The following is a 12,112-nucleotide window of genomic DNA, read 5'->3' as shown; positions in this document are numbered from 1 at the left end:
ACAAAATTCACAAAAAGAAAAACTTAGGAAACCAATCCTAAGCTCTCTTGTGAAGTAGGTACATGACAAAGATAGAGGTTACAATCAACCAAGATCCTAAGATAGCAAAGACCAACATCCCATTGTGAGTTAGTAAGCCAATTGCACCTAGAACAAATGGGGTCGTAAAGGCTCCAAAACTACAGCCTAAAACTGCAAATGAAGTTGCTTGATTGAGGAGTTTAGCTGGAATTCGTTCAGAGACAAGTTGAAAGACTGTCGTCAAGGCTACACTGTAGGCAAAACCAGCAAGAATGCTTCCTGCCACTACAACCCACAAGGATGGAGACAAGGCAATCACAATTTGCCCTAAGCCGAAGGTAATACCAGACCAGAGGAGCAGTTTCTCTTTAAATATTGAAATCAGGAAAGAAAAACTAACACCAGCCACAATCCCGATCAACTGCATGACACTAAGAACAAAACTAGATAACTGGGCATCTCCAAGTCCTCTTTCCACCATCAAACTTGGAATACGAATAGTAATAGCCGTATTGGTACAAACTACAACTGCCGCTTCAATAGCTAGGATAAAAATCAAGCCCTTCATTTCCCGAGTTAAGCGACTTGCTTCCTTCGTTTTTTTCTTGACTTCTTTCTTTTCTTTTCCATAAGGTACAAAGAGCAGATAAAGGGTCAGAACTAAAAATCCAGCACTATAAGCTAAGAAAGTAGCTGTCCAACCAAAGGCCAACAATTGGCCGACTGCCAAGGTAATGAGAGAAGCCCCAACGACCTCTGCAGAACCGCGTAGCCCTAACATCTGAATTCGCGTTTTTCCTTGATAGCGTTCACTGATAATAGAAATGGCCTTGGCATTGATCATCCCAACACCTAAACCAAAAAGAATCCGTGTTCCAAAGACAAAAGGATAGGCTTGATACCAAAAGGGTGCTGTTCCACTTAGTGATAAAATCAGCAATCCCAAACTGATCTGTAAGCGCTCAGGAAATATTTTTTCTAAGAAACCATTTAGTAATAACATAATCATGATTCCAAAGGAGGGCAAGCTCGCCAAGAGCTCAATTTGTTCCTTAGGATAACCTTGATAATAGTCAAACATAGCTGGCAGGGCACTCGAGATGGAAAAGGATGTAATCAAAACGAGGGAGAGAGCCAAAATACTGGCCCGTTCTAAAAATTGTTTCATGAAATCTCTTTCTATATTTCTCTTAATCTTCTACTTTTTTGATAGTTATCAAACAAGCAAGAAAAGAAGAAGTCTCATTGGTTTGTAGACTCCTTCTTAAACTCGAAAATGAATCCCTTGTGTCTTATACTCAATGAAAATCAAAGAGCAAACTAGGAAGCTAGCCGCAGGTTGCTCAAAGCACTGCTTTGAGGTTGTAGATAGAACTGACGAAGTCAGCTCAAAACATGGTTTTGAGGTTGTAGATGAAACTGACGAAGTCAGTAACTATATATACGGCAAGGTGAAGCTGACGTGGTTTGAAGAGATTTTCGAAGAGTATTAGGATGACTTTCTCTTGATTTGCTTAATAAAGTAGAAGATAAATCCTGCCACCATATAGGCAACAAAGATAATCAGACACCACTTGAACACGACATCCCAACCCTTATTTACATTCAAAAATAAGTAAGGGAAGGGACTGACCTTAGAATTAGGAACATCAAGTTTCAGTACCAAGCCATTAAAAAGAGCAAAAATCATATACAGCAAGGGTAAAATCGTCCACACAATTGGATCCCAAATCTTGTATTGACCCTGTTTGTCAAAAAAGAGGGTATCTGCTAAAAACCATAGGGGAACGATATAGTGGCAAAGGAAATTTTCTAGAGTATAGAAATTAGTCGCAATGGGTGCCAAGAGGAAATGGTAAATCACACAGGTAATCATGATACTCATAGTGACTCCACCTTTTAAGCGCAAGAGACTTGATCTTTGCCAGTTTTCACCTAAACGGCTCATAACCTTTAGGAGATAGAGCGTAAAAATCGCTACTAACAGATTTGACAGAACCGTATAATAGAGCAGCATCCCAAATCCACCATGCTTGGCGATTTCAAGATAAACTCCCGTAAAAGCCGCTAGAAACAAGAAGATACGGCTATAAAATACAAGTTTATAGTGTTTTGACATGCTTAAATTTTCTTCACAAACTCTGATTTGAGTTTCATGGCACCAAAGCCATCAATTTTACAGTCGATATTGTGGTCGCCTTCTACGATGCGGATATTCTTCACGCGCGTCCCTTGTTTCAAATCTTTTGGCGCACCTTTTACTTTCAAGTCCTTGATGAGGGTTACAGTATCACCGTCAGCCAATTTATTTCCGTTGGCATCGATAGCGACAATGCCCTCTTCTACATCTGCAACTTCAGCAGGATTCCACTCATGAGCACACTCTGGGCAAACCAGTAGGGCACCGTCTTCGTAGACATACTCTGAGTTACATTTTGGGCAATTTGGTAGGTTGTTCATGTTTTCTCCTTATCATCATTCACTATTCTTTGAAAATCAAAATTTCTCGAACAGCAACTATTATACCTTAAAATCAGCATTTTGACAAATTTAGAAAAAACCGATATCAATCTATCGGCTTCTCTACATTTACATTCTTTTTTCAGCTTCTGCTTTGATTTTTTCAACTACTTCTTGAATGTTCAAACCAGTTGTATCAAGGTAGACAGCATCCTCTGCTTGTTTGAGAGGCGAAGTCTCACGATGACTATCCTTGTAGTCACGCGCAGCTATTTCCTCTTTTAGAGTTTCAAGGTCTGTTTCAATTCCCTTGGCAATATTTTCCTTGTAACGGCGCTCTGCTCTTTCATCAACAGAAGCTACTAGGAAAATTTTCAATTCTGCTTGAGGCAATACAACCGTTCCAATATCGCGACCATCCATGACAATCCCACCTTGCTGGGCAATCTCTTGTTGGAGAGAAACTAGTTTCTCACGTACTTCAGGAATTGCTGCAATTGCTGAAACATGATTGGTCACTTCATTTTCACGGATAGGATGGGTAATATCCACATCCCCCACAAAGACAAGTTGTTCTCCAGTTTCTGAGCGCCCAAAACTGATTGGATGCTGGTCCAATAAGGCTAAAAGTTCCTCAATCTCTTCCACTCTTAACTGGTGTTTCAGAGCCATATAGGTCGCTGCACGATACATAGCACCTGTATCTAGATAGGTGTAACCAAAATCCTTAGCGATAATCTTTGCGACCGTACTCTTGCCACTTGAAGCAGGACCGTCAATAGCAATTTGAATTGTTTTCATATCAACTCCTATTTGATTTTGACAACATCACCTGGATTAGCAAACCAAGATCCTGTAGCCATATGCCCAGGATTCAAAGCCTCTAACTGAGCAATCGAGATTCCTGCACGAGCGGCAATGGCTGCTTCTCCTTCTCCAGCTAAGACTTTTGTAGTTCCTTCTGGATCAGTTGGATGTTCTGAGCTACTAGATGACTCTTCTGCCTTCTCCTCTGAACTAGAAGATGCCTGCTCTGAACTACTAGAAGTAGAAGAAACTTGCTCTACTTTTGTATCTGAATCGTGAAAATCTTTCAAGGCTGCCGTGCGATTACTCCCACCCGATGAAAGATAAATCAGAACAATAATCATCACGACTACAATCACAAAGAAAATACTTGCTAAAATAGTCAAGATACGATTAGCCAGCACTCCTCCACCTTGTTCTCTCTTACGACGTTCTGATCTTGTTTCTTCCTGATTCTCATAAATATCTTCTTGCCACGGTTCTTTTGCCATACCTTACTCCTTGTTTTTTTTTACTTTTCTTATTACAATATAAATATGAAAATCACACTTATACCTGAACGCTGCATTGCCTGTGGTCTTTGCCAAACTTATTCTGAATTATTTGATTACCACGATAATGGAATCGTGCGTTTTTACGATGACCCTGACCAACTAGAAAAAGAAATCTCTCCTAGCCAGGACGTCGTAGAAGCTGTTAGAAACTGTCCGACACGTGCCTTGATTAAAGATTAACTCTAATATCGACAAGAACGTTCCACTCCTTCTAGTTTAGCATATTTCCATGCAAAATTATAGTCTTTTCTCTTTATTTTTTTCTGTAAAATCAGGAAGGTCACTTTTTTCTTTGACGAGATAAAGTGGTCTTTTTTTAGTCTCTAGATAAATCTTACTAATATACTTGCCGAGAATCCCAATGGTCAAGAGTTGAATCCCTCCGAGAAAGAGAATAACAGCCATCAGAGAGGTCCAACCTGATGTCGGATTGCCCAAAATGAGAGTCCGAACCACAACAAAAAAGGTCATAAGCAGAGAAATAAAACAAGATAGGAGACCAGCCACAAAGGCGATAATCAAGGGAAAATCTGAAAAGTTAACAATCCCTTCAATGGAGTAGAAAAAGAGTTGCCTAAAACTCCAACTGGTCTTGCCAGCCTGCCTTTCGACATTTGGATAGTCCAGATAGTGGGTTTTAAAACCGACCCAGGCAAAGAGCCCCTTCGAAAAGCGATTGGACTCAGTCAAGCTTAAAATAGCATCGACTACAGATCTTCTCATCATGCGAAAATCACGAACACCTGACGGCAGGGCTACTGGACTAATTTTTTTCATGAAACCATAAAAGAGATCAGCACAGAAACTGCGAAAGAAAGGTTCTCCCTCCCGACTAGTTCTCCGTGTTCCAACACAGTCCAAGTCTGCATTTTGGTCTAGTAAATTTTTCATCTCAAGCAACATACTCGGAGGATCCTGGAGGTCTGCATCCATCACGACCACCAGATCTCCTGTCGCATATTGTAAGCCTGCATACAGAGCTGCTTCTTTGCCAAAATTTCGAGAGAAAGAAATATAATGAACTGCCGAATTTTGCTCCCGATAGGTCTTTAAGAGTTCCAAGGTCCCATCACTTGATCCATCGTCGACAAAGACATACTCGATTTCTGTTTCCAAATCTGGAAGTAAAGCTTCCAAAGCCTGATAAAAAAGAGGAAGTACTTCCTCTTCGTTTAAACAGGGGACAATGATTGATATCACCATCTTAGTCTTCAAATCCATTTGGATGCTTGCTTTGCCAACGCCATGCGTCTTCACACATTTGGGTGATGCCGAGTTCTGCTTCCCAGCCCAGTTCTGCTTTGGCTTTTGCAGGATCTGAATAGCAGGCTGCGATATCCCCTGGGCGACGGTCGACAATGCGGTAAGGAATTGGTCGTCCCACTGCTTTTTCCATATTTTGGATAATTTCAAGAACTGAGTAGCCTTTACCTGTTCCAAGGTTATAAACGTTTAGACCTGAACCTTTTTGGATTTTTTTCAGAGCTGCAACGTGACCTTTGGCCAAATCGACAACGTGGATATAGTCACGAACACCAGTTCCATCTTCTGTATCGTAATCGTCTCCAAACACTTGCACTTGCTCTAATTTTCCAACGGCTACTTGCGTCACATATGGCAAGAGGTTGTTTGGAATACCGTTTGGATTTTCTCCCAAATCACCACTCTCATGGGCTCCGATTGGGTTGAAGTAACGAAGTAAGACCACATTCCATTCTGAGTCTGCCTTGTAGATATCCGTTAAAATTTCCTCTAGCATAAGCTTGGTGCGGCCATATGGATTGGTCACTGAAAGTGGGAAATCTTCCAAGATTGGCACTGTATGAGGATCTCCGTAAACTGTCGCAGAAGAACTGAAAATAATGTTTTTACAGTTGTTTTCTTCCATGACCTTCAAAAGACTAACAGTTCCAGCGATATTGTTGTCATAGTAGGCAAGAGGAATACGGGTAGATTCACCAACAGCCTTCAAGCCAGCAAAATGAATGACACCAGTTGGTTCTTCTTGCTTGAAAATATCTCTGAGTGTATCTGTGTCACGGATATCTGCCTCATAAAACGGAATTTCAACTCCTGTGATTCTTTCAACAACTTCTAAACTTTTTCTGTTACTATTAACAAGGTTATCCACCACAACAACTTGATGACCTGCTTGGATTAACTCAATAACAGTGTGGGTTCCGATAAAACCTGCTCCACCCGTTACCAAAATCTTTTCTTGCATCTTCTTTCCTCGATTCTCAGATTATTTTTTCTTATTTTACCATTTTTGATAGGGAATGTCATTTGCCATCCTAGAGGGTAGGATAAAATTTCAGTAAAATGCTTATTCGCTTTTTACCCGTTTGACATAGTTTTCAATTGGGTAGTTTGCTGGGTCCAAGGTCAATTCCCTGCTTTGGACCAGTTGTGCTAGGTGGTAACCAATGATAGGACCCGTTGTGAGGCCTGATGAACCTAGTCCACTGGCTGCATAGACACCTGACAATTCTGGAACCTCTCCAAAGAAGGGAGAGAAATCACTGGTATAGGCACGGATTCCCACACGCTCAGCTCTTGAAGTCGCTCTAACTAAAACTGGATAGTGAGGCAAGGCCGCCTCCTCCATTTGTTGGAGCAAGGTGTCATCCACCGTCAAATCAAATCCCATATCATTTTCATGGGTAGCGCCTAGGGACAATTTCCCACCTGCAAAAGGAATCAAATCCCACTCTCCTTCCGGCATGACAACAGGGTAGGATTCCATGTCTTGGTCAAGCTGATAATCTCGGAGTTGTCCTTTCTGAGGACGAACATCCACTTCATAACCTAAAGGCTCTAACAGGTGTCCCAACCAAGCTCCCGTCGCCAAAACAACCTGATCAAACACCTCTTCACCAATCTGGTAACCTGACGCTAAAGGTGTCAGACTCACTTTTTCTTTGACCAGCTTGACTTGACTAGCTTCTAGCAAACGATTCACTAAGAGTTGACCATCCACTCTTGCTCCACCAGAAGCATAGAGCAGGCGGTCAAATCCCTGTAAGCCAGGGAATAATTCATTAGCTGAGGCTTGGTCCAAAATAGCTAACTGACCTATTAAAGGAGATTCTTCCCTACGCTGCAGGGCTAGTTGATAAAGTTCTTCTAGCTTGGATTCGTCCTTCTTTAAGAGAAAAACTCCCGAACGCTGGTAAAAGTCAATCTCCTGCCCTGACTTCTCTAAATCAGCTAATAAATCCACATAAAAGTCAGCCCCCAAGCGCGCCATTTTGTACCAGGCTTTATTTCGGCGTTTGGAAAACCAAGGACTGATAATTCCCGCTGCGGCCTTGGTAGCTTGACCTTGTACATGGTCAAAAACGGTCACCTCTAGGTCACTTTCTTTCGAGAGGTAGTAGGCAGCTGTTGCTCCCACAATCCCTGCTCCGATAATGGCAACTTTTTTCATTGTCTTCACTTTCTAACTAGATATGGTGGAAAGGATTGGTCGATGCTTGACTAGGTACAATATCGATTGTCCAGCCTTTTTCCTCTTTCCATTGATTAAGAAGCTCTGCAATTTTTTCTACAAAAAGCACTTCGATATAGTGACCTGGGTCCAAGGCTAGCAAGCCATCAGACAGCATATCCTGAGCAGTGTGGTAGTAAATATCACCAGTGATATAGACATCCGCTCCTTTAGCTAAAGCATCCTTATAGAAAGACTGCCCGCTACCACCACAGATGGCCACTCTTGAGATAGGCTTCTGCAAATCGCTCTCTTGATAATGCACCATTCGAAGACTATCTAGACCAAAGACTTGCTTGACATTCTGGGCCAATTCCCCAAATGTCTGAGGCTGAACATTCCCAATACGTCCAATTCCACGTTCAGGGCCAGTTTCCTGCAGATAAGCCGTTTCCTCGATACCTAGCATCTGACAGAACCAATCATTGAGGCCATTTTCAACGATGTCAATATTGGTATGGCTGACATAAACTGCGATGTCATGCTTAATGAGATCAATGTAAATCTGATTTTGTGGACGGCTGGCTACCAAGTCCTTGATGGGACGGAAAATCGGCGCGTGCTTGACGATAATCAAGTCCACACCCTTTTCAATGGCTTCAGTCACCGTTTCTTCACGAATATCCAGAGCAACCATGACACTTTGGATATCCTTGTCCAAAGTTCCAATTTGCAGTCCACGGCTGTCTCCTTCCATAGAAAATTCTTGAGGACAATAAGCTTCATATCGGTTAATGACTTCACTTGCTAGCATGAAGAACCTCCTTGATGGCTTGAATTTTATCTACTAGAACTTGACGTTCTTCCAGATTTTTGTCTGGGATTTGTCCGAGGGCAAACTCTAGCTTAACAGCTTCTTTTTGCCATTTTTGGACAAAGACTGGACTAACTTCTTTGGACAAGAAAGGTCCAAAGCGAACATCACTAGCTGATAACTTCATTTCCCCTGCTTCCACAACCAAAATCTCGTAAAACTTGCCAGCTTCTTCTAAGATGCTTTCAGCTACAATCTGAAATCCGTTCTCTTGTAACCAAATACGCAAGTCGTCTTCACGATTATTGGGCTGGAGGATCAATCGTTCTACATTAGCTAACGTGTCCAATCCTTCTTCTAAAATCCTAGCAATCAAACGACCACCCATACCAGCAATGGTAATGACCGACACTTGGTCTGCCTCTTCAAAGGCTGCCAAGCCATTGGCTAAACGAACCTGGATTTTCTCCTTTAGACCGTGAGCCTCAACATTTTTGACAGCAGACTGATAGGGACCTTCCACCACCTCACCTGCAATGGCGCTTTTGATTTGGCCTCTTTCGACTAACTCGATAGGCAGATAAGCATGGTCACTTCCCACATCGAGTAAAATGGCTCCCTGTGGCACAAAGGAAGCCACTAATTCTAATCTCTTTGAAATCATTTTCTCTCACTTTCCAAAACTCTATTACCTCTTATTATACCACATTTCAGCTGGCAATCTTGTACCTAAAAAGACCGCAATCCACAGATTGCAGCCTTTCTTTATTTTCTGGATTGATAGCGACTAGTCAGGATGAAAATTACGGTAAAGACCAACATCATGACACCATAAACAGGTAATGTTTGTCCTGTTAAGGTTGAAATTTCAAGCAGTTTTTGGATTCTTGGGAAGAGAGCTGTGGCTAGGAAGCCTCCTACTGACCAAACAATCAAGAGGACTCGCCAGAGGGTGAATGGCATACAGGCTCTAAATACGGATAAGAAACCAATTGACCCCAAGAGATAATAGAGTAGGGTTGAGATTTCTAACTCAGACCAACCTTGACTACTTCCAAATATTTTCACAAAGAGGACGCTGAAGATAACCATAAGTGCACTTGGTAGAGCACGAAGCATAGATCTTCTGAGGAAGTTTGGCTCAACAGGTTTGATATTTCGCTCAAAAGTCAGAACGAATGGTGGGAAACCTTCCACGAACTGGTCAATCATGGTAATCTGGATTGGAATGAAGGGGAAAATCAAGATCCACTCAGACCGACCTAGTAAAGCACTGGCGATACAGATAACTGCGAGCAAGAAAGAATAGATGGTCTTTATCAAGAAAATCGGGGCGATGTGGGCAATGTTATTGACCACCCGACGACCTTCAAAGAGAATCTCAGGAACATCATTAAAGTCAGAGTTCAAGAGAACCAGATTGGCAATCTGACGTGTTGCCGGGTCTCCTTCCGCCATTACGATAGAGCAATCCGCCTCACGAAGGGCCAGAATATCATTGACTCCGTCTCCTGTCATAGCTGTTGTATGACCCGCTTTTTTCAGCGTTTGGATGATGAGTTTCTTTTGATGAGGGGAAACACGTCCGAAAATAGCTGTCTCCTCAGCCATATCAATCAATTCCTCATCCGTAATTTTCGAGCAATCTACATAGCTGTGATAGTCTGCAAAACCAGCCTTCTGGGCAATGCTGGACACCGTAACTGGATTGTCACCAGAGATAATCTTGAGCCCCACTTCCTGAGAACGGAGATAGTCCAGCGTCTCTGCCGCTCCCTCTCGAATAGGGTCCAAGATTTCCAGCAAGGCTAGAGCCTGAATATCAGATGGTTTCTGTGGTTTGTAATGGTCTAATTTCTCCTGACTGAGAGCTAAGACCAAGACACGTGACCCTCTCTCCAAGGCCTCCCTGGCTTCGGGGACTTCAGAGTCCAGCAACATCTCAGGGGCACCTAAGAAAACTGTCCCCAGACCTCCTAACTCCATGGCTCCCCACTTGCGGTCGCTTGAGAAAGGCAGATTAGAAATCATAGGATAAGTAACTTCTCCCACAAAACGCTGTCGAATAGCTTGAGCAGTTGGATTTTTATCCTCACTATGGGCTATGTAGCTAGTCAGGATGCTGGCAATAGCCTCTTCACCATAAGTTGGCGTCAGCGGAAGAACGGCCTCTACCTGCATCTTTCCTTGGGTGATGGTACCTGTCTTGTCCAAACAGAGCATATCCACGCGCGCCAGAGTTTCAACAGAGTACATCTCCTGCACCAAGACCTTTTTCAAGCCCAGCTTAATCACCGCAGTCAAGAGCGAAGTGATGGTCAAAAGGGCGATTCCTTTAGGTAACATCCCCAAAAGGGCTGTCGATGAATTTACAACGGATGACTTGAGAGGTAGGCCTTTTAAAAGCAAAGCTTCTAGCAAGAGAGCCAGACCAAAGGGAATGATAATCTTCCCAGTAAAACCAGCTAGCTTGTCCAGCGATTTCATGATACGGGAGTTGATCGGTTTCACAGTTTTGGCTTCCAGCATGAGTTTGGCAGCATAGTTGTCAGCACCGACATGGTGGACTTGAGCCAAAACTGACCCACTTGCTAGGAAGCTTCCTGACAAAAGCAAGGCGTCAACTTCCTTTTGCACCAAATCACTTTCCCCCGTCAACATGGCTTCATTGACTTCCGCAAATCCTTCCAGAACCAAGGCATCACTGGGAATCTGCTCCCCAGCAGACAAACGAATGACGTCTCCTAGCACCAATTCTTCAGGATTGAGGGCAACTTCCTGTCCATCACGAATGGTTTTGACCTTTTCCTTGGTCATGAGATTGAGCTTATCTACCATGTGTTTAGCCCGCAGCTCGGTCACAATACCAGAAAAGGCGTTAAAGCAGATAACAGCAAAGAAGACCAGATTGCTCCAAGCCTGCACAAAGGCTAGTGCCAAAGCAATAGCAAAGTTCAAAGCATTAAAAAGAGTAAAGACATTTCGTTTAACGATTTGCCAAGTGCTGGTACTAGCCGATGCGGTAAAATCATTGACCAAGCCCTTAGCCTGTCTTTCCTTGACTTCTATTTGGGTTAATCCCATAATCTTATTTTTATCCATAAATTCTATCATATCATTTTTTCTAAAAGAATTCTAATCTCATCCCAAATATGCACCTAGTCAAGGGAAAAAGTTTGCCAGCCCTCCTTTGATAAGGTATAATATTAACAAGAAAAGAATCGAAGGAGATCGCATGTTTTATACTTATTTACGTGGATTGGTTGTATTGCTACTATGGTCCATCAATGGCAATGCCCACTACCATAATACCGATAAAATTCCTAATCAAGATGAAAATTATATCCTGGTTGCGCCTCACCGCACCTGGTGGGATCCAGTTTATATGGCCTTTGCGACTAAGCCAAAACAGTTCATCTTTATGGCCAAAAAAGAACTCTTTACTAACCGTATTTTTGGTTGGTGGATTCGTATGTGTGGTGCCTTTCCTATCGACCGTGAAAATCCTAGCGCCTCTGCCATAAAATATCCTATCAATGTCCTAAAAAAAAGTGACCGCTCTCTCATCATGTTTCCAAGTGGAAGCCGTCACTCAAACGATGTTAAGGGTGGCGTAGCCCTGATTGCCAAAATGGCCAAGGTTCGTATCATGCCAGTTACCTACACAGGTCCCATGACTTTGAAGGGCTTGGTTAGCCGTGAACGTGTCGACATGAACTTTGGAAATCCAATCGATATTTCAGACATCAAGAAAATGAATGATGAAGGAATCGAAATGGTTGCAGACCGTATCCAAACAGAATTCCAACGTCTGGACCAAGAAACTAAACAATGGCACAATGATAAAAAACCAAACCCACTCTGGTGGTTTATCCGCATCCCTGCTCTCATCCTTGCCATTATCCTCGCTATCCTAACCATCATCTTTAGCTTTATCGCAAGCTTCGTCTGGAATCCAGATAAAAAGAGAGAAAACCTTGGTTAAATAAATACAACAATCCCTTGGCAAAAGCCAAGGGATAATTC

Annotated in this window: 14 protein-coding genes; 3 read left to right on the top strand and 11 right to left on the bottom strand. The window is 42.6% G+C overall.

Going from position 1 to position 12,112, the window contains the following annotated elements:
* Positions 1 to 37: 37 nt before the first annotated feature.
* A complete protein-coding gene (locus tag F9B91_RS03695; RefSeq protein WP_150922539.1) occupies positions 38 to 1,189 on the bottom strand; it encodes an MFS transporter in 1,152 nt (383 codons plus the stop codon).
* Between the two features lie 133 nt (positions 1,190 to 1,322).
* On the opposite strand from F9B91_RS03695, the gene F9B91_RS11420 reads away from it, so the two are divergent.
* Complete coding sequence (locus F9B91_RS11420; protein ID WP_150922538.1) at positions 1,323 to 1,514, top strand: hypothetical protein; 192 nt, start codon at positions 1,323 to 1,325, stop codon at positions 1,512 to 1,514.
* Here F9B91_RS11420 and F9B91_RS03685 read toward each other — a convergent pair.
* From F9B91_RS03685 to F9B91_RS03670, 4 genes are all read right to left on the bottom strand, one after another.
* On the bottom strand, positions 1,511 to 2,140 hold the full coding sequence (locus F9B91_RS03685; RefSeq protein WP_150922537.1) for a Pr6Pr family membrane protein: 630 nt from the start codon (positions 2,138 to 2,140) through the stop codon (positions 1,511 to 1,513). The two genes, F9B91_RS11420 and F9B91_RS03685, sit on opposite strands and share 4 nt — an antisense overlap.
* Before the next feature lie 2 nt (positions 2,141 to 2,142).
* Positions 2,143 to 2,481, bottom strand: coding sequence for a zinc ribbon domain-containing protein YjdM (locus tag F9B91_RS03680; protein ID WP_001061582.1), 339 nt, complete (start codon positions 2,479 to 2,481; stop codon positions 2,143 to 2,145).
* A 129-nt stretch (positions 2,482 to 2,610) separates the two neighbouring features.
* Positions 2,611 to 3,282 carry a (d)CMP kinase gene (gene cmk, locus F9B91_RS03675; protein WP_049502392.1) on the bottom strand — a complete coding sequence of 224 codons (672 nt, stop codon included), beginning with the start codon at positions 3,280 to 3,282 and terminating at the stop codon, positions 2,611 to 2,613.
* Positions 3,283 to 3,290: 8 nt separating this feature from the next.
* Positions 3,291 to 3,779, bottom strand: coding sequence for an SAG1386/EF1546 family surface-associated protein (locus tag F9B91_RS03670; protein ID WP_180948026.1), 489 nt, complete (start codon positions 3,777 to 3,779; stop codon positions 3,291 to 3,293).
* Between the two features lie 45 nt (positions 3,780 to 3,824).
* On the opposite strand from F9B91_RS03670, the gene F9B91_RS03665 reads away from it, so the two are divergent.
* Positions 3,825 to 4,022 (top strand): ferredoxin, encoded by a 198-nt coding sequence (locus F9B91_RS03665; RefSeq protein WP_004235080.1) that lies wholly within the window; start codon positions 3,825 to 3,827, stop codon positions 4,020 to 4,022.
* A 57-nt stretch (positions 4,023 to 4,079) separates the two neighbouring features.
* On the opposite strand, the gene F9B91_RS03660 is transcribed toward F9B91_RS03665, so the two are convergent.
* The 6 genes from F9B91_RS03660 to F9B91_RS03635 all read right to left on the bottom strand — a co-directional run bounded on the left by F9B91_RS03660 (position 4,080) and on the right by F9B91_RS03635 (position 11,188).
* The gene (locus tag F9B91_RS03660) at positions 4,080 to 5,045 is read right to left on the bottom strand and encodes a glycosyltransferase family 2 protein (protein ID WP_150922536.1); all 966 of its coding nucleotides are present in this window, start codon (positions 5,043 to 5,045) and stop codon (positions 4,080 to 4,082) included.
* 1 nt (position 5,046) lies between these two features.
* Entirely contained in the window at positions 5,047 to 6,066 is a 1,020-nt protein-coding gene (galE, locus tag F9B91_RS03655) for a UDP-glucose 4-epimerase GalE (protein WP_001156540.1), read from the bottom strand.
* Positions 6,067 to 6,168: 102 nt separating this feature from the next.
* The gene (locus tag F9B91_RS03650) at positions 6,169 to 7,272 is read right to left on the bottom strand and encodes an NAD(P)/FAD-dependent oxidoreductase (RefSeq protein WP_191962406.1); all 1,104 of its coding nucleotides are present in this window, start codon (positions 7,270 to 7,272) and stop codon (positions 6,169 to 6,171) included.
* Between the two features lie 16 nt (positions 7,273 to 7,288).
* A complete protein-coding gene (locus F9B91_RS03645; protein ID WP_150922534.1) occupies positions 7,289 to 8,086 on the bottom strand; it encodes a Nif3-like dinuclear metal center hexameric protein in 798 nt (265 codons plus the stop codon).
* Positions 8,073 to 8,750: a tRNA (adenine(22)-N(1))-methyltransferase gene (locus F9B91_RS03640; RefSeq protein ID WP_150922533.1), complete on the bottom strand. Its 678-nt coding sequence runs from the start codon at positions 8,748 to 8,750 to the stop codon at positions 8,073 to 8,075. Before F9B91_RS03640 ends, F9B91_RS03645 begins: the two co-directional genes overlap by 14 nt.
* A gap of 101 nt (positions 8,751 to 8,851) precedes the next feature.
* Positions 8,852 to 11,188, bottom strand: coding sequence for a cation-translocating P-type ATPase (locus F9B91_RS03635; RefSeq protein ID WP_150922532.1), 2,337 nt, complete (start codon positions 11,186 to 11,188; stop codon positions 8,852 to 8,854).
* Positions 11,189 to 11,321: 133 nt separating this feature from the next.
* On the opposite strand from F9B91_RS03635, the gene F9B91_RS03630 reads away from it, so the two are divergent.
* On the top strand, positions 11,322 to 12,071 hold the full coding sequence (locus tag F9B91_RS03630; protein ID WP_150922531.1) for a lysophospholipid acyltransferase family protein: 750 nt from the start codon (positions 11,322 to 11,324) through the stop codon (positions 12,069 to 12,071).
* Positions 12,072 to 12,112 lie beyond the last annotated feature (41 nt).

Origin of the sequence: Streptococcus mitis, from assembly GCF_008763935.1 — a bacterium.
Classification (GTDB): Bacteria; Bacillota; Bacilli; order Lactobacillales; family Streptococcaceae; genus Streptococcus; species Streptococcus mitis_DB.
The sequence above is the reverse complement of the archived record's forward strand: the minus strand, read 5'-3'. Positions and strand labels throughout refer to the sequence as shown.

Excerpts from the sequence above, each read along its gene's own strand:
- F9B91_RS03640 (WP_150922533.1), bottom strand. The coding sequence starts at position 8,750 with ATGATTTCAAAGAGATTAGAATTAGTGGCTTCCTTTGTGCCACAGGGA.
- F9B91_RS03680 (WP_001061582.1), bottom strand. The coding sequence starts at position 2,481 with ATGAACAACCTACCAAATTGCCCAAAATGTAACTCAGAGTATGTCTAC.
- F9B91_RS03660 (WP_150922536.1), bottom strand. The coding sequence starts at position 5,045 with ATGGTGATATCAATCATTGTCCCCTGTTTAAACGAAGAGGAAGTACTT.
- F9B91_RS03670 (WP_180948026.1), bottom strand. The coding sequence starts at position 3,779 with ATGGCAAAAGAACCGTGGCAAGAAGATATTTATGAGAATCAGGAAGAA.
- F9B91_RS03695 (WP_150922539.1), bottom strand. The coding sequence starts at position 1,189 with ATGAAACAATTTTTAGAACGGGCCAGTATTTTGGCTCTCTCCCTCGTT.
- F9B91_RS03650 (WP_191962406.1), bottom strand. The coding sequence starts at position 7,272 with ATGAAAAAAGTTGCCATTATCGGAGCAGGGATTGTGGGAGCAACAGCT.
- F9B91_RS03635 (WP_150922532.1), bottom strand. The coding sequence starts at position 11,188 with ATGGATAAAAATAAGATTATGGGATTAACCCAAATAGAAGTCAAGGAA.
- F9B91_RS03645 (WP_150922534.1), bottom strand. The coding sequence starts at position 8,086 with ATGCTAGCAAGTGAAGTCATTAACCGATATGAAGCTTATTGTCCTCAA.
- cmk (WP_049502392.1), bottom strand. The coding sequence starts at position 3,282 with ATGAAAACAATTCAAATTGCTATTGACGGTCCTGCTTCAAGTGGCAAG.
- F9B91_RS03665 (WP_004235080.1), top strand. The coding sequence starts at position 3,825 with ATGAAAATCACACTTATACCTGAACGCTGCATTGCCTGTGGTCTTTGC.
- F9B91_RS11420 (WP_150922538.1), top strand. The coding sequence starts at position 1,323 with ATGAAAATCAAAGAGCAAACTAGGAAGCTAGCCGCAGGTTGCTCAAAG.
- galE (WP_001156540.1), bottom strand. The coding sequence starts at position 6,066 with ATGCAAGAAAAGATTTTGGTAACGGGTGGAGCAGGTTTTATCGGAACC.
- F9B91_RS03630 (WP_150922531.1), top strand. The coding sequence starts at position 11,322 with ATGTTTTATACTTATTTACGTGGATTGGTTGTATTGCTACTATGGTCC.
- F9B91_RS03685 (WP_150922537.1), bottom strand. The coding sequence starts at position 2,140 with ATGTCAAAACACTATAAACTTGTATTTTATAGCCGTATCTTCTTGTTT.